Below are 17,596 nucleotides of genomic sequence, written 5' to 3' on the forward strand. Positions count from 1 at the left end.
TAGCAATTAAATTACTAGTTTGTTTTTGTTGAAAACAGCTTTCTGTTTTCTGCCCTGCGATTACCAGTGAGACTTTACGTCTCATTGCTTTTCGTCTTCTTCTTTGTTCAGTTTTCAAAGGTCAGTTAGTCGCTTTCATCCTTGATGTGCGAATGTTTTCGTTTGTTTTTTGCGACTTTTAAATCATATCATTTAAGCAACTATCTGTCAACAACTTTTTAAATTTATTTTATGAATAAAATTCTTTTAAATCACTGCTATTGTAGCGCCGAAAACTAATATATCAAGTTTTGAGATATATGTCAACCGAATTATGCATAAAATTAAATAAAAATGAAAAAAAGTACTAAAAACATAAAAAACACCTAGCTAGGCTAAGTGTTTTTGTTTAATTATTTGATTGTTTTTCTTTACATTCTGGACATGTTCCATATACTTCCAGCCTGTGATTATCAATTTCATAGCCAGTTACGTGGGCTGCGAAATGTTCTACTTCATCTAAGCCTGGATAATGAAAGTCTACTATTTTTCCACATACGTTACAAATTGCGTGGTAGTGGTTAGAAGTTGAGAAATCGAATCGACTAGATGCATCGCCATAGGATAATTCTTTAATTAGACCGGCATCTCGAAAAACGCGCAAATTATTATATACCGTTGCTACACTCATGTTTGGGAAGTTTCCTTCTAAAGACCGATAAATATCATCTGCGGTTGGGTGTGTATGTGAGTTAATTAAGAATTCAAGTATAGCATGACGCTGAGGAGTGATTCTTACTCCTGTTTTCTTTAAGACATCTACTGCCTCTTTTAGAGTTGCATTAGACACCGCCATGCACTCCCTTCCAAAAATAATTATTATATTCATAATACCGGAAATAACGCTTAACTGTCAATAGAATGGCATAATTTGTAGCTTAATAGCCTTTATTTAAATCAATTTCATTCCGCAATTTTGTATTTTCTTTCAAATTATTTATATTTTCAAACCAAATCTCAAAACTACGATCCAAATATTTATCAGAATGACCAGATACATGCGGGGTAATTGTTACATTGCTCGCTTGCCATAGATAGCTTTCTGCAGGCAGTGGTTCTTCTGGTAAAACATCTAGATAAAAATGAGCGATTTGTTCTTCTTTTGAAGCTAGTTCTAAAGTTTCTAATTCTACTGCGCTTCCTCTTCCAATATTAATAAATACGGCGTTAGTTTTCATTTTCTCAAAAAAGGATAACTGATAAATGCCTGAGGTTTCTTCTGTTTGTGGCAAAACACTTACGAAAAAATCGGCTAAGGGAGCTACTTTTTCCAAGTCAGTCATGGCATATGTTTTACTAAATGGTTTTACTGGATGGCCAGTAGTATTAATCCCTATAACTTCCATATCAAAAGCTTGAGCGAATTCTGCTACTTTTGCTCCGATTGCTCCAGTACCTGCCACCACTAATGTTTTTCCTGCTAATTCAGTAATAGGTTCTTCGCTTGCCCATTTTTCTTCTTTTTGCATTTGATAGAAGAAAGCTGCTTTTTTTACGTGAGATAACATAAATGATAAGGCATATTCTCCCATTGGTATTGCATGAATCCCTCTTACATTAGCAACTTTTATTTTTTGTTCTTGGATAATTTTTGTTGGTAGGCTATCTACTCCGGCAGAAAATACCATTATTAGTTTCAAATTAGTAGCTTTTTTTATTTTTTCTTCAGTAATGTTAGATCCATATGTGATGATGACATCCACTTCGCCTAAATTGGTAAAATGATCAATACTTTCAAAATAGAAGGTATCGTCCGGAAATTTTTCCGCTTGTAAATTTTTAAGGCGTTCGGGTACATCTAGCGTAAACAAAACTTTCATTCTGCCTCACTTCCTCTCTTTAGCTATACTTTAATTTTATGCTTTTTTTCATTTGTCAGCAATAATATTGTTTTTTCGATTGCGGCATCTCACTTTTTCGCATAGAATATAGAAGGTATTAAAATTTTGAGGAGATGACGAAATGGATCATTCAATGTCAAAAAAACTGCATGATGAAGCACTTTTACATATAGTTGGCGGGGTTAATAGCCCATCTAGGTCAAATAAAGGAGTTGGCGGTGGTATTCCTGTAACAATGGAACGGGCTAACGGAGCTTATTTTTATGATGTAGATGGTAATAAGTATATTGATTACTTAGCTGCATTTGGACCAATTATTACCGGGCATGCGCATCCTCATATTACAGAAGCGATTACAAAAGCTGCGCAAAATGGCGTTTTGTACGGTACTCCTACGAAACACGAGATAACTTTTGCAAAAATGTTAAAAGAGGCCATTCCTTCTCTTGAAAAAGTTCGGTTTACAAACTCTGGAACGGAAGCGGTTATGACTACTATTCGTGTGGCTCGTGCTTATACTGGACGAGATAAAATTATTAAATTCGCCGGTTGTTATCACGGGCATTTTGATTTAGTGCTAGTGGAAGCTGGTTCTGGCCCTTCTACTCTCGGTATTCCAGATTCAGCTGGAGTAACAAGATCAACAGCGGAGGAAGTTATTACGGTTCCGTTTAACGATCTGACATCTTTCAAAGAAGCATTAGCTGTTTGGGGAGATCAAGTTGCTGCTGTTTTAGTAGAACCAATCGTTGGGAATTTTGGAATGGTTGCTCCTGTGGAAGGCTTTTTAGAGGCTGTGAATGAACTTGCACATGAAAATGGCTCGTTAGTTATTTATGATGAAGTTATTACGGCGTTCCGTTTTATGTATGGTGGTGCTCAAAATTATTTAGGTGTTATTCCAGATTTGACTGCGATGGGTAAAATTATTGGTGGCGGTCTTCCGATTGGCGCTTACGGTGGTCGAGTAGATATTATGGAAAAAGTCGCTCCACTTGGTCCAGCATATCAAGCTGGAACTCATGCGGGTAATCCGGCCTCTATTCTGTCTGGTATTGCTTGTTTAGAAGTTTTACAAGAAGAAGGTCTTTATGATCGTTTTGAAAAATATGGTTCGATGTTAAAAGAAGGCATTGAAAAAGCAGCTATTAAACATGGTATCGCAGTTACAGTCAACCAAATTGTCGGAGCACTTACTGTTTACTTTACAGATGAGCCTGTGACTAATTATGCAGAAGCTGGGGCTACAAATGGAGATTTATTCGGTCGCTTCTTTAAGGGTATGCTAGAAGAAGGGATTAACTTGGCACCGTCAAAATATGAAGCTTGGTTCATTACTTCCGCGCATTCCGAGGCAGATATTTTAGAAACGATTCAAGCAGTTGATACTGTTTTTGGCAAATTGGTTCAAGGTAAATAGGTAATATTACTGTATAAACTTGAGAGAAACGTTATAATAGAAGAAGAATGAGCGGGAAAACTTAAAAATCCCGCTCAAATAGTCTATAGAAAGGAATAACCTTCCATGAAATTCGGAGCTAGAATTTTGAAAACAGGTATTGCAATCACATTGGCGCTTTTTATCGCCCAGCTTTGCAATTCACCATCTCCATCTCTGGCAGGCATTTCCGCCGTTTTTGCTATCCAGCCTTCTATTTATAGATCATATCGAACTATTTTAGAACGGGCACAAGGGAACGTTATTGGAGCCATCATTGCAATTATTTTCGGACTTTATATTGGTAATGATTTTATTTTAATTGGTGTTGCTTCGATAATCTGTGTGGCTTTATTAATGCAATTTCGTTTGGAGAATACGATTGGACTTGCTGTAGTTACCTTAATCATTGTCATGGACTCTCCTGGTAATGACTTTTTAGAAATTGCCCTCATTCGTTTTGGGACAATTATGTTAGGTTTACTTGCTGCATTTATCGTCAATCTGTTCTTTTTACCACCGAAATATGAAGTTTCTCTTTTCCAGTTGATTTACAATACTAATAGCGAGATTGTACGCTGGATTAAACTAAATCTTCGCCACGCCGCAGACTTCCCTCTTCTAAAAAAAGATATGGAATGGATGCAAAAACAGTTAAATCAAACGCGTAACTTATACGGATTATACCGAGAAGAGCGTACTTTCCTGAAGAAAAATGCTATTTCAAAAGGTCGGAAAATTGCTGTTTATAGGCAGATGTTGCTTTGCTCTCAAAAAGGTTTTGAACTGTTAAAAATCCAACACCGTTATGAAAATGATTATTTGCAACTACCGCCAGATAAACAAGAATTAATTAGACAACATATTGATTACTTAACAGATAAACATGAACAACTTTTACTAACCTATATTGACAAAGTTTCTATCGATCTTGAATATGTAGAGTCACATTTAGCACAAGATCCACAAGATTTAATGCAACTTTTCCTGCGTGAGATGGAAGAAACAGAAAAAGATGAATATGAAGACATGATGGATAAATATCATCTAATGCGTATTATCGCTTCTGTTTTTGCTTATCAAGAAACAATCGATTATTTAGAAAAATTAATTCACAGTTTTAAACTTCGACATACAGAAGAAAATCAAATCGATATTAACGTTAATGAAGAATAAACAAAAAACGAGCTTGGAGATAAACTCCAAGCTCGTTTTTTTAACGATATTCTTTATACTTTTCATACCAAATGTCAATGTAATCAGGAGAAAATGGACCTTTTTTGTCCAAAATCCAGTGGCTTAGCACATCTACATTAGTTTTTAGTATCCGGTCAATTGAGTCTGGATACTTCATTTGGCGACGGTGTTGTTCATATTCGCCCTCATCAAGCAAATGAAACCTTCCATCTGGGAAAACCTTAATATCGAGGTCATAGTCAATGTACTTCAGCGCTTGTTCATCTACCGCAAAAGGTGTACCTAAATTACAGTAATGATAAATGCCATCTTCTCTAATCATCGAAATTACATTAAACCAGTAATCACTATGAAAATAACAAATTGATGGTTCGCGCGTTACCCATTTACGTCCGTCTGCTTCCACAACTAATGTGTGGTCGTTTCCACCGATAATAATATTCTCCGTAGATTTAAGCACCACTGTCTTTTTCCAAGTACGATGAAGTTTACCGTTATGTTTGTAGCTCTTGATCTGTATTATTTCTTTCTCTTTGGGTAAGTACATCCTTTATCCTACTTTCCTCATGTACTATCAAAATCATTATTATTATAACATAAGGCAAGACTGCAAAAAAACAATATTGTGCTGAAACGGAATAATTTCCTCAAAAAAGAACAATTTTTACGAAAAATAGCTAATTTTTATCCTTTTTACTTTACTATACTAAAAGTGTTCTACCACCATCTACTAAAATAGTTTGCCCGCGAATCATGTCTGCTTTTTCACTAGCAAGGAATAGTACAGCATTGACTAAATCATTTGGTTCAATCATTCGACCTGCTGGAGTTTTACTTACGGCATCTTTTAATAACTCTTCACGGTTTGGAAAATGATTCAGTGCTTCCGTTTCGATTAAGCCACCTGAAACAGCATTTACAGCAATTCCAAAAGGCGCAAGTTCAACTGCTAAATAACGAGTAAGTGACTCTACCGCTGCTTTTGATACGCCAACAGTTGTATAGTTTTCCAAATACCGAATCGAACCAATAGAGCTCAAACTAATGATTTTACCACTTTTTTGACGTTGCATTAATTTAGCTGCTTCTTGACCTGCAAATAATAACGCCTTCGCATTGATATTCATTGTCCAGTCCCAGTGTGATTCTTCTAGTTCCATAATTGGTCTAAGCACACCACTTGCTGCATTATTAATAAAAACATCTAATCGACCAAATTCTTCGTCTACAGCTTTAAATAAAGCTCTCACTTTTTCTACGTCGCCAACATTTGCTTTAAAAATAGTGCATTTTCTTCCTAATTGTTCAATTTCTTGTTGTACTTCTTCTGCTTTTTTTCGATTTCTTGAAAAGTTTACTGCAATGTCATAACCTTCTTTTGCAAGCGCAATGGCTATTTCTCTTCCAAGTCCTCTACTACTTCCTGTTACTAATGCTACTTTGTTCATTTATTACTCCCCCTTAAATTCTTTCCAAGCTTGCCACATTTTTTGATATGGTACTGGAAAAGCAAGCCGTTTCATTTCTTCTTCTGTTGCGAAATGCCAGTTTTCATTTGGAACTGCTGACCGAAGTCTCGCCACACGAATGTCCATTTTCCAGACTAAATGAGAAAAGATGTGTTTGATATGCGCAATCGGCTCCTCTTCTAGCGATACTTCTAAGCCATAATTATGTAAAAATTGTAGTTTTGCTACTTCATCATTTTCTTTTTTGGCGATTTCAATGGTTGGAAATTGCCACATATTCGCTAGTAAACCATTTTCTGGTCGTTTCTCTATCGCTATTTTTCCATCGTCTGAAATTACAATAATACTTAGTAATTCTTTGGTTTTCGTTTTTGTTTTTTTGATTTTCACTGGGTAATTGGTTTCGACACCATTTTTATGCGCCTCGCAAAAAGGTTGCAAGGGGCAAAGCAGACACATTGGTTTTGTAGGTGTACAAACGAGCGCGCCAATTTCCATTAAGCCTTGGTTAAATGCTGCCGGATTTCCTTGGTCAATTAGTTGATACAGCACTTCTTCAAAAATTTTCCGTGTGGATGCTTTCATAATATCTTCGCTAATTTCCAAAACTCGTGCAATAACACGCATCACATTTCCATCGACAGCTGGTTCTGCTTGATTATATGCAATACTTAGAATAGCTCCTGCCGTATATGGACCGACACCTTTAAGTGATAAAATAGTCGTTAAATCACTTGGTACTTCTCCAGAAAAATCAGTCATTACTTGTTTCATCGCGGTTTGAAGATTTCTAACACGCGAGTAATAACCTAATCCTTCCCATGCTTTTAATATGTCTGCCTCATCTGCATTAACAAAACTTTCCATTGTCGGAAATTGAGTCATAAAGCGATTAAAATAAGGAATCACAGTATCGACTTTTGTTTGTTGAAGCATGATTTCTGAGACCCAAATTCTATAAGGTTCAGTATTTTCGCGCCAAGGTAAAAAGCGTTTATTCGCTTCATACCAGGAAACGAGTGCTTCTTGAAAAGCAGTTATTTTTGTTTCATCCCATGTTAGTCTCTTCATTTTTCTCATTTTCCCCTCGTAATTCTAATAGATTTCTAATGTGTGATACTCCGGATGTGTAGTATAATGTAAACAGGGAATAAAATAGTATACCCATTCTTAAGCCGTTTTCTATTATACCGAAAGCTGGCTTAATTGAATAGTGTTGTGCTTTCTTAGGCAGCACCACTTGTATTTTTAAAGACCGATTTTAGAGGAGGCAAAGTCATTGGATACTGGCACACATGTAGTAATGGGAATTGCACTCGGAGCGTTAGCAACCGTAGACCCGGTAGTTGCCGGAAGTTCTCAAGCTGCCATTGGTATTATGACAGCAACAATTATTGGTTCACAAATTCCAGACATTGACACTGTATTAAAACTTAAAAATAACGCTGATTATATTAGAAATCATCGAGGAATCACGCATTCCTTGCCGATGCTTGCCATTTGGCCATTACTTATTTCATCCATTTTGTATTTAATTTTCCCAGCAGCCACGTTTATTCATTTATTATTATGGACGTTTATAGCGGTTGGGTTACACATTTTTGTTGATATTTTCAACGCATACGGGACGCAAGCTATTAGACCGTTTAAAGAGACATGGGTTGCTTTTGGATTTATCAATACTTTTGATTGGTTCATTTTCGGCTCTCATGTCGTTGCTATTGCGGTTTGGCTATTAGGTTCACCAGCAGTTCCTACGTTTGTCACGCTCTACATTATTTTGGCACTTTATTACGTGGCAAGATTTGTGACGCAGCGGATGATCAAACATGCGGTTCAAAACTTAATTCCCGATTCAGAAGAAATCATTATCGCGTCCACTATCCATTTCTTTCAGTGGCGTGTGGCGGTTACAACCAAGGATCATTACTACGTAGGTCGAGCTTTCAAACGAAATATCTCCATTTATGAAAAATTTGATCGGCTACCTGTTCCTGATAATGAAATCATTCGTTCTGCGAAAAAAGATAAAAACTTGGCAGCTTTCATCTCATTCTCCAAAGTGTACAATTGGCGCATTGAAGAAAAACTAGATGGAACCTATGTTACTTTTACTGATTTGCGTTATCGAAGTAATGGGCATTACCCATTCGTAGCAGTAGTTAAATTAGATGATGACTTAAATATCATTTCATCTTACACTGGTTGGATTTTCTCAACTGAAAAATTATACAAAAAACTAGCACCTGTTAGTATTTAAAAAAAGACCCGGGATTCCGGGTCTTTTTTATTTATCTACCAGTACTGCCTACCCCACCAACGCGGGATTCGTTTGCAACGATGTCAGTATCTGCTACTAAGTATTTTTGGAAAACCCCTTGTGCAACACGTTCACCGGATTCAATTTCTACTGGGTCTGAAGAGAAATTTTTAATTGCAATTCCGATATTCCCGTCATTACCTGGGTTACTATAATAAGAAGAATCGATTATTCCAGTACCGTTACATAGCAATAAACCTTTTTTAATGCCGATAGAAGAACGCACGTGGATATTTAAAACTTCATCTTCTTGCATATAACTTTTAATGTCTGTCCAAAAAATATGTTTTTCTCCTGGTGCAATAGTTATTGTTTCATTGGAGAAGAAATCATAGCCAGCTGAACCTTTATCGCCGCGTATTGGTAGCGATATGGTTTGTTCTGGAAATTTTCTACTTGCTTCATTAACTACTTCAAATCCTCTTACTTTCACTTTGTTCACTCCTATTTGTTTGGGTCTTTTCGTTCTACTTGATGTAAAAAGCTACCGTGACGCTCGATTTGTTGGCGAACATAATCCGCTGCGTACTCAGGGCCACGGTACGGGTAGCCTGCTTTTGCATAGGAACTTTCGAAATCTGACCACAGCATTTCAATCCACCATAAGGCTTGCTCTTTATCTAAATGCGGATTTTTAGCCATCAATTCCGCCGTTAGTTCATCTAAATACGTATACAATTCACTCTTCCTCCTCGAAACTGATTTCATTTTCAATTAGGTATGATTGAATTGTATCATAAGAAAAACCTTTCTGCATTAGCGATGTGATTGTTTTTTGCTTGGCGATGCTTGGTTTATAGCGTTTATTTTTACGAATTGTTTTTTCAACTTGTTTTTGTAAAATGTCTGCTTCATCCGCCACATCTAACTCACTTGTAGCTTCAATTGCAGCCATTTTCGCTACTTCGCTAGAATAGCCTTTCTGAATTAGATCAGTGATAATTTTTTGTTGTAGCATTTTCTTTGCGCTTTTGTTGTTCCGTTTCATGATTTTCATCGCTTGTTTGGTGGCATTTTCGAGCTGAGTATCACTTGCATATTCTTCCATTACTTGACTAATAATTTCTCTTGTTAAACCTTTTTCAACTAACTCACGCTCAATTGTTCGCGGTCCTTTTAGCGTTGTTTTGATTTGTGTTTTTGTGTATAGTTCGGCAAATTCGACGTCGTTAATATAATCCATATCAGCTAATTTTTTTAAAATCTCATCTACTGCGAAAGGTTCCATTTCTTGCTTTCTTAAATAATCGCGAATTTCTTTTTCCGAACGGACGCGATGTGATAAGAAATTGATTGCTTTATTAAGACCTTTCCGGACCATATCTGCTTGTTTTATTTCTTCTATATCAGCCTCGGTTAACGTTTTTCCCTTCATTAGTTGGTAACGGGCTAAAACTTCTTCATCCACACTAAAATTATATTTTTCATCAATAAAAATGTTATAGCGTTCTTTATTTTTTTGTTGGACACTTATGGACGTGATTTTCATAATCCGCCTCCTTCTCTTATCTATCATACCGCAAAAATTGGTTTTAATACTACTAAAAAGGGAATAAACTAGTTAGGACTATAAAGAGGTGATAAAATTGCATATCTTACTTACAGGCGCAACAGGTTTTATTGGTAATCATTTAGTACATGAATTAGAAAAATCAGATCACGAGCTTTTCATCTTAACAAGACAAAAGCTAAAAAACCGCGCAAATGTACATTATATTGAATGGTTAAATGATGATAAGTTACCTAATTTAGAAGATTTACCAGTAGATGTTTGTATTAATTTGGCAGGTGCTGGTTTGATGGATGAAAAATGGACATATGATAGGAAGAAAGTGATTGTAAATAGCCGCATCGAAGCTACTTCAGCACTCTTATCGATTGTTTCAAAAATGAAATCCAAACCTAAATTGTGGATTAATGCAAGTGCAATTGGAGCTTATACTTCCTCCAAATCAACTATTTATCTAGACACGGAAGAAAATGCTTATGCAGATAACTTCTTAGGAAAAACAGTTTATGAATGGGAAAAGACAGCTAGTGCAGCAAGTGATTTAGGTATTCGAGTAGTTTACGCTCGTTTTGGGCTTGTACTTGGGACTGGCGGCGGTTCATTTCCTGTTTTTGAAAAGTTATTCCAAACATATACAGGCGGGAAATTCGGCAGTGGTCGACAATGGTATTCTTGGATTCATGTCGATGATGTTGTAGCGGCAATGTTGTTTATTTTTAATCATGAACAGATTAATGGGGTAGTTAATTTTACAGCGCCTCACCCTGTTCAAGAAAAGAAATTTGCCGAGCGACTCGGTAAAGCAATGCATAAACCTTATAAAACTCCAGTACCGAAGAAAATCATTAAATTCATTCTCGGTGAACGAGCAATGACCATTTTGGATAGCCAGAGAGCTTATCCAGAAAAATTGATGAGTAATCATTTTGAATTTCGGTTCGAAACGTTGCAAGAAGCTTTAGATGACTTAATTGATTAAAAAAACCAGATTCTGATTTACTCAGAATCTGGTTTTTCTATTTCTTCATTTAGCGGAAAATCGAGCACTACTTGATTATTAGCAAGTGGTCGTTTTTTCCCTACGAGAATCATTAGCTGTAACATTGTAAACGCAATGGAGCTTCGTTTTCTAAATGCTACAAATTTTTGTTCCCATTCTGTTACATATTTGGATTTGAAATTTCGTAAACCTTTAAATCCATAGAAACCTTGACTATAACGGTATACAAGCCCGGCCAAGCGTTCACCAAGAAATGCATATTTACTTTCACCAACGTTTGCTAGTGGTGCCATGCCTGCATTGAATGTTTGGAATCCGTCTTCTTTCGCTTTTTCAAATAAATTGATGAAGAGAAAATCCATAATGCCTGACGGGGCTTCTTTTGAGTATCGCATTAAATCAATCGAAGTCATTTCATCCGTATACGACGGCATCATAGAAGCAAAGCCAACTACGGTTCCGTCTGCATTTTTGGCAAGAGCTATATCTGCTTGTTCTAAATAATACGTATCAAAGAAGCCAAGAGAAAAGCCTTTTTCTTCCCTGCCATCAAGCCATTCATCTGAAACAGCTCGCAAGGTCTTCCACATCTCATTGTTAAAAGGTGGCTGAATGATTTCAAACGTGTAACCTTCGCGATCTAATTTGTTCATTAGCGCTCGCTCGCCTTTTTTCTTCTTACCGCTCATTGTAAAGTTTTGAACATCGACAAAACCTTCCTCGCCAAGCTTAATGAAGTCAAAGCCGTGGTCATGCAGATAAGGAATCATTGTGCCGCGGACTTCATAGAACACGGGACGATAACCAAATCGATCCGCATTTGTCATGACTTCTTCAATGGCGTCTTCCATTTTGTCCATATTTCCAGTTGGTTCTCCCATAATTACCATCTTGTCAGCAATAATTCGGTAAGAGAAAAGTACTTCCCCTTTTGCCGCCCAAAATAGTAGTTTATCGCGTAAGAACATGGTATGGCTGACTTCATTTCCGCCCCATTTCGCTAAATGTTCACGTACTTTGACTGCTTCAAATGGCGAGCCGAGTTTTTCTTTAGTAGTAGATAAGTAAATGTAAATAATAACTAGACTAACGACAGCAATAAAGACGCCGACAAATCCAACTAACCATAAATGTTCAGATGCAATGCGTAGATAGTCAGGGATTTCTTTGGAATGCTTAATGTTTGGTGAATTATAAATACCGATTACAATATAACCAGCTAAACATACGATAAAGATGATGCTATCAATGATTACTTTACTCCAGGTATATACAAGTTTTTCCCGGTAAAATTCATTTCTAGCAAGGAATAAACATAGTAAAACAATTCCTAGGAAAATCGCTTGTTTCATCGAAAATACGCGAGCAAGTGTGTTGAAAATAGCGCAACCTAGTACGATGACCGTTATAATGTAAGCTTTCTTTGTCTTACATTCAATCCCTCTTGCAAGCCCGAGTAATAAGAAGCCAAAAGCAACGATTGTAATTTGTGATGTAAACAAGAAGTTAAATGGCATGATTTTGTATAAGAATGGTACATGGTAAATCGCATTTGGAACTGCGGAAGATAAAATCAGTAATAGCCCCGATCCATATACGAAAAACACTAAAAATCGATGTGCCACTTTTTGTAAAAATAGTAGTGGTAATCCTTCTAAAAAATCGTTTAGTCGTTTTCCTGCTTTTTGAACAAAGAAAAGTAGACCGACAATGAACGGAATAATATAGTAGAAAATCCGATAAAATAGCATCCAAGCAAGTGCCAATTCCTGAGAAACACCTAATTGGCTAAGTCCAAGAATCATTACTACATCAAAAGTTCCTACGCCCCCTGGAACCATCGAAGCAATACCGATGACAGAAGCGATAACAAATAATGGAAATACCTTGAAAATATCAACTGGTTCTCCCATTAAAACACCAATAATTGCAAAACAGCCAAATGCAAAGCCCCACTCTAAAAGGGAAGCAACAATTAACGTTAATTCTCTCTTAATTGGCAAGTCCACGAATAACGATTTACTTTTCCATTTGGTAATCGTGAATAAAATCGGAAAGTAAAGACCGCCAGCTAGAAGCCATGGCCAGTAATTAACGAAATGATCAGCAAAACCTGGAATAAGTAATGTTGTTAATGATACTAAACAGTAAATCGATAATCCCGATACTAGGAATAAAGCAATTTTTGAGATTGCTAGTAAAATTTCTTTATGGGAGGCATTTTTTCCGTAGAAACTTGCTCTTAAACTTGCGCCTAATACCCCGCCAAATCCACCAATATTGGTGAATGTATTCGTAATCCAACCAGATGCAACCACATGAATTGGCGAAAACTTTCCTGGTAAAAGTTTTACAATAACATAATCATACAAAAGCATTGGTGTCACAGCAATTAAGCCGACAATGAACATAATAAATATCTGTTCTGGGCTTTGAGAAGTGATATTTGCCTTTAATGATGGGTAATCAATCCCTGTCGCAATATTGACAATCTCAAATATGACGAACCCCATTACAAAGGTAATAAAAACTATTTTTACGATCATACTATTTCTTTGGAACCAAGCATAGGCTTGCATTAACTTTTCTTTCATAACTAAGTCTCCTTAACGATTACATTCATCTTCTTTTATTTATACGTTTTCTAACTGGTGAAATTGCATATGCAAGTAAGACACCAATTAAACCGCTTAACGTATTTAAAATAATATCATCTACATCTGTAGAGCGGTTTGGTGGAAGTGAGATACTTTCAAATCCTGTAATCATCGTTGTTTGAGCAAATTGTAGCAATTCAATACCACAAGAAGTAAGGAAAATAACAAGTATAGTTTTTCCTGCTGTACTAGTGATTTTAAAGTAAAGTAGAAAGAAAGACAGCGGACATAATAATAAAACATTCCCGATTATTTGAATAATTGTTGGCATCGTTGGTAATGTTTGTTGGAATGTGTTTTCTATTGTTGTAAAAGGTATTAAATTAATCATTTCTTTTTGAATGTGGAAATTCCCTGTATACGTGCTGTTTACAAAGTCACCAATCGAAATATAGGCTACTAGATGTAAGAGCACAAATATATATAAAATAAATACACAAAACCAGATGAAATCAATCCAGTTTTTTAATTTAGCCAGTTTTGTTAAAATTAATGTTGTTAATAAAAGTATACAACTATTAGTAATCGTATTAATTAAATCAGCGTTATTCCCAAATTGTAGTGCAAGTGAAACCCCATATAAGAGATATAATACTGGCAGTAACAATACAAAAAAACGGCATTTTTGGACTTGCATTCTCGTATCCCAACGCCTTCCGTTTCAAAATCAGCTTTCAGACTCTCTGAATAAGCACCTAGTACCAGTTTAGCAGATATAAATTTGAAAAGAAAGCTTGTTTATACTTACATTTTTGCAAGCTTCTAGAAAGCTTCTTAGTTCCTATTTTCTTTTTGAGTGAAAAAATGCTACAATTTCTTAATGATATTCGTGGAGGAGACTAGGATGAAAGAATTATTAGGGTTATTAAAAGAAGGCAATAAATCAGCTTTAACAGCAGCTCTTGTTAATACGATTGTTTCAATTATAAAAGGTGTCACTTATTTTTTCACAGGGAACATTGCGATGTTTGCTGAAACGCTACATAGCCTTGGTGACGCAGCTAACCAGTTTTTCGTATTTATAGGTTCTGCTTTAAGTAAGAAACGGCCGACGAAACGTTTTCCGCATGGTTTTGGCCGGATGGTTAACTTAGTACTTCTTGGCGCGGTAATTGTTGTTGGTATTATGGCATTTGAGACAATTCGAGAAGGTTTCGCGCACATCATCGATCCGACAAGTTCAACCGGTTTTCTTATTAATCTCGTGGTACTTTTACTTTGTACTATTTTAGAGTTTTCCGTTCTTGTAAAAGCGATGCACGAAATTGCTCATGATGTTGGTTTAGAATCAAAAGGTCTTAGCTTATTTAAAGATAGTATTTTAAATCTTGGTAAGGCAAAAGCGGCGACTAAACTAGTATTCTTAGAGGATTCGGTTGCAACTGGCGGTGGCTTACTTGCAATGATTGCAGTCATTATTTCCCACTACACTCCATTTCATCAAGCGGAAGGTATTGCCTCGATGTTAATTGGGGTTATGATGTTTATTGTTGTCGGAAAAGTATTTTTAGATAATGCTGCTGGGGTGATTGGAGAATCGGATCAAAGCATGCATTTAACTGTTGGACAATTAGTAATGAGCGATCCAGATGTACGTGATATACAAGTACTTACCGTGTTAAAAGAAGGCGATGTGTTTCACGTTGATGTCGAGGTCGAACTTGATCCGATGCTTACACTTGCGGAAGTAGATGATATTAAAGACCGTTTAGAAGAAAATATCGGTAAACTTCGCGGAGTTGCTGATGTGTTAATTTCTTTTGATGAAGACGATGCTATTCGTAACTGGGAATACGGCGACGGACGTTAAAAGAAGAAAAAGCCAAGTGCGCAAATTGCGCCACTTGGCTTTTTTTAGTCTCCAGGATTTATAATGGCTAGTACTTGATGATCTTCCCACGTTCCATTAATGCGCACATTTTGAACCGCTAGCCCTTCTAAATGAAATCCAGCATTTAAAAGAACTTGCTTAGATCGCTCGTTTTTTGGCATAACACCCGCTTCAATACGATGAAGTCCAAGAATATCAAATCCAAAATCTACTATTAACTGTACTGCCTCGGTAGCATACCCATTTCCGTTATGAGCCTTATCCAAAAAGTAACCGATAAATGCGGATTGTAACGATTCACGCAAAATACTAAATAAATTAATTGTGCCAATAAGTTCATCTGTATCTTTCAAGAAAATTCCATAATAATACTCTACATCACTTGCAGCAAAATCTTCTAATCGTAAAATAAGCGCTTGTTGCTCTTCTATTGTATAAAAGCGCTCATCCCGCTCCATCGAATAGCCTGCAAAAAAAGACTTATTCGCTAAATGAAAAGCTAATTTTTGATTCGCATCGGTTATTTGAAAAGGTCTTAAGTAAATCCGTTCCCCCGTAATTCGCATCCCTATCCCTCCCGTATTTTTCTAAATTATAAGATTGTTCTAACAGGATTGCAAGTAACTCTACTGAGCTAAATTTTTCAATTATACCCATTTTATAAAAAAATAAACCTTCTAATACGAATATAAGTGTGTTATTATGTTGGTGTTGGTTATTTTCATATTATTTTTCTAAAAAATGGAGGTTTTTTTAATGAATGTTAATGCGGAAACAGAAGACGCAACTCTCCTTCTCGATGGTTTACTTCAAAACGTAGCAATAATTCGTTTTGATACTAATAAAAAAGTAACTTACGCTAATGCACTTTTCGCGGAAGCTATGGGGTATACAGAAGAAGAAATGTTGCAATTATCGCACCCTGACTTATGCTTTCCAGACTTTGTACAAACTGCGAGTTACAAAGAAATGTGGACAAATCTACTAGCTGGACAAAAATTTCAAAATAAAATTGAACGAAAAAACGCTCGTGGCGAACGTGTTTGGTTCGAAGCGACTTATATCCCTATTATTCGCGAAGAAACAGTAGTCGGAGTTGCAAAAATAGCAACTGATATTACGAGAAGAGAAGAAACTGTCCATGATTTTGCATCTGGTTTAAAAAGCATGGCAACAAATTTAAAAGAACATTCCAGTGTTGGAAAAACGCGCAGTGAAGCTCTCCTCGAACTCGTGAAATCAATCACGAAAGAATCAAATGAAAATACCGATACCCTTCACGATTTGCAAACAGAAGCACAAAATATTCACGGCATTATTAATACAATTAACGGAATTGCTTCTCAGACCAATTTACTTGCCTTAAATGCAGCAATTGAAGCAGCACGTGCTGGTGATGCTGGGCGTGGCTTTAGTGTTGTAGCTGAAGAAGTTAGGAAGCTTTCGAGTCGTGTAGAAGAAGCAATTAAAGAAGTGGAAAAAAGTGTCAACGGTATCACGCAAGAAATTAATACTATCTCAAGTGGTACAGAACGTGTCGAAGCAAAAGTCGAGGAAAGCCAAGAAGTCCTTATTTTATCTTTAGAAGATTTTAGCCAAATTGAATCTGCCTCTACTGCCTTGGATCAAAATGCCGGTGCTTTCACAAAAATGATTTAACCGACTGAAAAAAGGAGCGAAGAAGTCTTGAAACTAATTGGAAAACATCCTTCTGGTCGTGCCATTATTATTCGCTTGAACAATCAAGAGTACCACTACGAAACTGCAAATAGTTTTGGAAGCGCGACTTCATTAACACGAGCAAAAACAGAAGCAAGAGCTGATAGTTTTACATCAAATGAAATGGATCAAGGTTTACATATCGGTAATTGGCACTGGAAAGAACTTGGATGAAAGAGAATCCCACCTAACAATAGGTGGGATGTTTTTATTTATTCAAATCTTGTTCAAGTTGATTTTTAAAGTTGGTTGCTACGTCAAACACGGTAACAAATTGGAAATCGCTCATGTTGTAATGGACGACAAACTCGTTATCACGATGGCGGACCATTATGGATGAGCGGACTTTATCACCGATTGCATCGCCAGCTTGTGCTCCACTATAGAAAACCCAGTGCGCGGCTTCGATTGGATTTGCTGTTTTTTCGGTAAGATCGCTTTGAATTAGCTGTTTTATCGTGGTACTTAATTCAGGTTCAAACTCATTTTCGATATAACCGTACCAAATAGTTCGGTAGTATTTGTTTTCAAATTCATTCGTTTCATCAAATAGTTTTTTCATAGTAGTTCCTCCT

At 36.4% G+C, this 17,596-nt stretch carries 19 protein-coding genes; 7 read left to right on the forward strand and 12 right to left on the reverse strand.

What is annotated here, in order from left to right; translation table 11 throughout:
- Window positions 1-388 precede the first annotated feature (388 nt).
- Entirely contained in the window at window positions 389-835 is a 447-nt protein-coding gene (perR, locus tag AC4PG8_RS13270; RefSeq protein ID WP_010990957.1) for a peroxide-responsive transcriptional repressor PerR, read from the reverse strand.
- 82 nt (window positions 836-917) lie between these two features.
- Window positions 918-1,859, reverse strand: coding sequence for an NAD(P)-dependent oxidoreductase (locus AC4PG8_RS13275; protein WP_492170439.1), 942 nt, complete (start codon window positions 1,857-1,859; stop codon window positions 918-920).
- 142 nt (window positions 1,860-2,001) lie between these two features.
- Here AC4PG8_RS13275 and AC4PG8_RS13280 point away from each other — a divergent pair, with 142 nt between their 5' ends.
- Together AC4PG8_RS13280 and AC4PG8_RS13285 are read left to right on the forward strand one after the other, a co-directional pair.
- Window positions 2,002-3,300 carry a glutamate-1-semialdehyde 2,1-aminomutase gene (locus AC4PG8_RS13280; RefSeq protein WP_185485076.1) on the forward strand — a complete coding sequence of 433 codons (1,299 nt, stop codon included), beginning with the start codon at window positions 2,002-2,004 and terminating at the stop codon, window positions 3,298-3,300.
- A gap of 105 nt (window positions 3,301-3,405) precedes the next feature.
- Window positions 3,406-4,494, forward strand: a complete 1,089-nt coding sequence (locus AC4PG8_RS13285) for an aromatic acid exporter family protein (protein ID WP_003767254.1) — start codon at window positions 3,406-3,408, stop codon at window positions 4,492-4,494.
- 40 nt (window positions 4,495-4,534) lie between these two features.
- Here AC4PG8_RS13285 and ntdP read toward each other — a convergent pair whose 3' ends face one another.
- From ntdP to mutY, 3 genes are all read right to left on the reverse strand, one after another.
- Window positions 4,535-5,062: a nucleoside tri-diphosphate phosphatase gene (ntdP, locus tag AC4PG8_RS13290; protein WP_003719986.1), complete on the reverse strand. Its 528-nt coding sequence runs from the start codon at window positions 5,060-5,062 to the stop codon at window positions 4,535-4,537.
- A 154-nt stretch (window positions 5,063-5,216) separates the two neighbouring features.
- Window positions 5,217-5,963 (reverse strand): enoyl-[acyl-carrier-protein] reductase FabL, encoded by a 747-nt coding sequence (gene fabL, locus AC4PG8_RS13295; RefSeq protein ID WP_003768955.1) that lies wholly within the window; start codon window positions 5,961-5,963, stop codon window positions 5,217-5,219.
- 3 nt (window positions 5,964-5,966) lie between these two features.
- Window positions 5,967-7,064 (reverse strand): A/G-specific adenine glycosylase, encoded by a 1,098-nt coding sequence (gene mutY, locus AC4PG8_RS13300; protein ID WP_492170440.1) that lies wholly within the window; start codon window positions 7,062-7,064, stop codon window positions 5,967-5,969.
- Window positions 7,065-7,263: 199 nt separating this feature from the next.
- On the opposite strand from mutY, the gene AC4PG8_RS13305 reads away from it, so the two are divergent.
- On the forward strand, window positions 7,264-8,244 hold the full coding sequence (locus AC4PG8_RS13305) for a metal-dependent hydrolase (RefSeq protein ID WP_070023972.1): 981 nt from the start codon (window positions 7,264-7,266) through the stop codon (window positions 8,242-8,244).
- Between the two features lie 31 nt (window positions 8,245-8,275).
- On the opposite strand, the gene AC4PG8_RS13310 is transcribed toward AC4PG8_RS13305, so the two are convergent.
- Genes AC4PG8_RS13310 through recX form a run of 3 tightly spaced genes read right to left on the reverse strand, consistent with a single transcriptional unit; the run spans window position 8,276 to window position 9,793 of the window.
- Complete coding sequence (locus AC4PG8_RS13310) at window positions 8,276-8,737, reverse strand: dCTP deaminase/dUTPase family protein (protein ID WP_033837566.1); 462 nt, start codon at window positions 8,735-8,737, stop codon at window positions 8,276-8,278.
- A gap of 11 nt (window positions 8,738-8,748) precedes the next feature.
- Complete coding sequence (locus AC4PG8_RS13315; protein WP_003730568.1) at window positions 8,749-8,982, reverse strand: YfhJ family protein; 234 nt, start codon at window positions 8,980-8,982, stop codon at window positions 8,749-8,751.
- 1 nt (window position 8,983) lies between these two features.
- Window positions 8,984-9,793 carry a recombination regulator RecX gene (gene recX, locus AC4PG8_RS13320; protein ID WP_492170441.1) on the reverse strand — a complete coding sequence of 270 codons (810 nt, stop codon included), beginning with the start codon at window positions 9,791-9,793 and terminating at the stop codon, window positions 8,984-8,986.
- Between the two features lie 97 nt (window positions 9,794-9,890).
- Here recX and AC4PG8_RS13325 point away from each other — a divergent pair, with 97 nt between their 5' ends.
- Window positions 9,891-10,793: a TIGR01777 family oxidoreductase gene (locus tag AC4PG8_RS13325; RefSeq protein ID WP_492170442.1), complete on the forward strand. Its 903-nt coding sequence runs from the start codon at window positions 9,891-9,893 to the stop codon at window positions 10,791-10,793.
- A 17-nt stretch (window positions 10,794-10,810) separates the two neighbouring features.
- Here AC4PG8_RS13325 and mprF read toward each other — a convergent pair whose 3' ends face one another.
- Window positions 10,811-13,408 (reverse strand): bifunctional lysylphosphatidylglycerol flippase/synthetase MprF, encoded by a 2,598-nt coding sequence (gene mprF / locus AC4PG8_RS13330; RefSeq protein ID WP_492170443.1) that lies wholly within the window; start codon window positions 13,406-13,408, stop codon window positions 10,811-10,813.
- Window positions 13,409-13,433: 25 nt separating this feature from the next.
- Window positions 13,434-14,108, reverse strand: coding sequence for a VanZ family protein (locus tag AC4PG8_RS13335; protein ID WP_492170444.1), 675 nt, complete (start codon window positions 14,106-14,108; stop codon window positions 13,434-13,436).
- Window positions 14,109-14,315: 207 nt separating this feature from the next.
- Here AC4PG8_RS13335 and AC4PG8_RS13340 point away from each other — a divergent pair, with 207 nt between their 5' ends.
- Window positions 14,316-15,281, forward strand: a complete 966-nt coding sequence (locus AC4PG8_RS13340) for a cation diffusion facilitator family transporter (protein WP_003762620.1) — start codon at window positions 14,316-14,318, stop codon at window positions 15,279-15,281.
- A gap of 44 nt (window positions 15,282-15,325) precedes the next feature.
- Here AC4PG8_RS13340 and AC4PG8_RS13345 read toward each other — a convergent pair whose 3' ends face one another.
- On the reverse strand, window positions 15,326-15,868 hold the full coding sequence (locus AC4PG8_RS13345; protein WP_185485080.1) for a GNAT family N-acetyltransferase: 543 nt from the start codon (window positions 15,866-15,868) through the stop codon (window positions 15,326-15,328).
- Between the two features lie 190 nt (window positions 15,869-16,058).
- On the opposite strand from AC4PG8_RS13345, the gene AC4PG8_RS13350 reads away from it, so the two are divergent.
- Both AC4PG8_RS13350 and AC4PG8_RS13355 read left to right on the forward strand, forming a co-directional pair.
- A complete protein-coding gene (locus AC4PG8_RS13350) occupies window positions 16,059-16,961 on the forward strand; it encodes a methyl-accepting chemotaxis protein (RefSeq protein WP_010990964.1) in 903 nt (300 codons plus the stop codon).
- A 27-nt stretch (window positions 16,962-16,988) separates the two neighbouring features.
- Window positions 16,989-17,195, forward strand: a complete 207-nt coding sequence (locus AC4PG8_RS13355) for a hypothetical protein (protein WP_003762628.1) — start codon at window positions 16,989-16,991, stop codon at window positions 17,193-17,195.
- A 34-nt stretch (window positions 17,196-17,229) separates the two neighbouring features.
- On the opposite strand, the gene AC4PG8_RS13360 is transcribed toward AC4PG8_RS13355, so the two are convergent.
- Window positions 17,230-17,583, reverse strand: a complete 354-nt coding sequence (locus AC4PG8_RS13360; RefSeq protein ID WP_185482713.1) for a hypothetical protein — start codon at window positions 17,581-17,583, stop codon at window positions 17,230-17,232.
- Window positions 17,584-17,596 lie beyond the last annotated feature (13 nt).

This window comes from Listeria sp. MAN/IMW/UF555, from assembly GCF_058684075.1.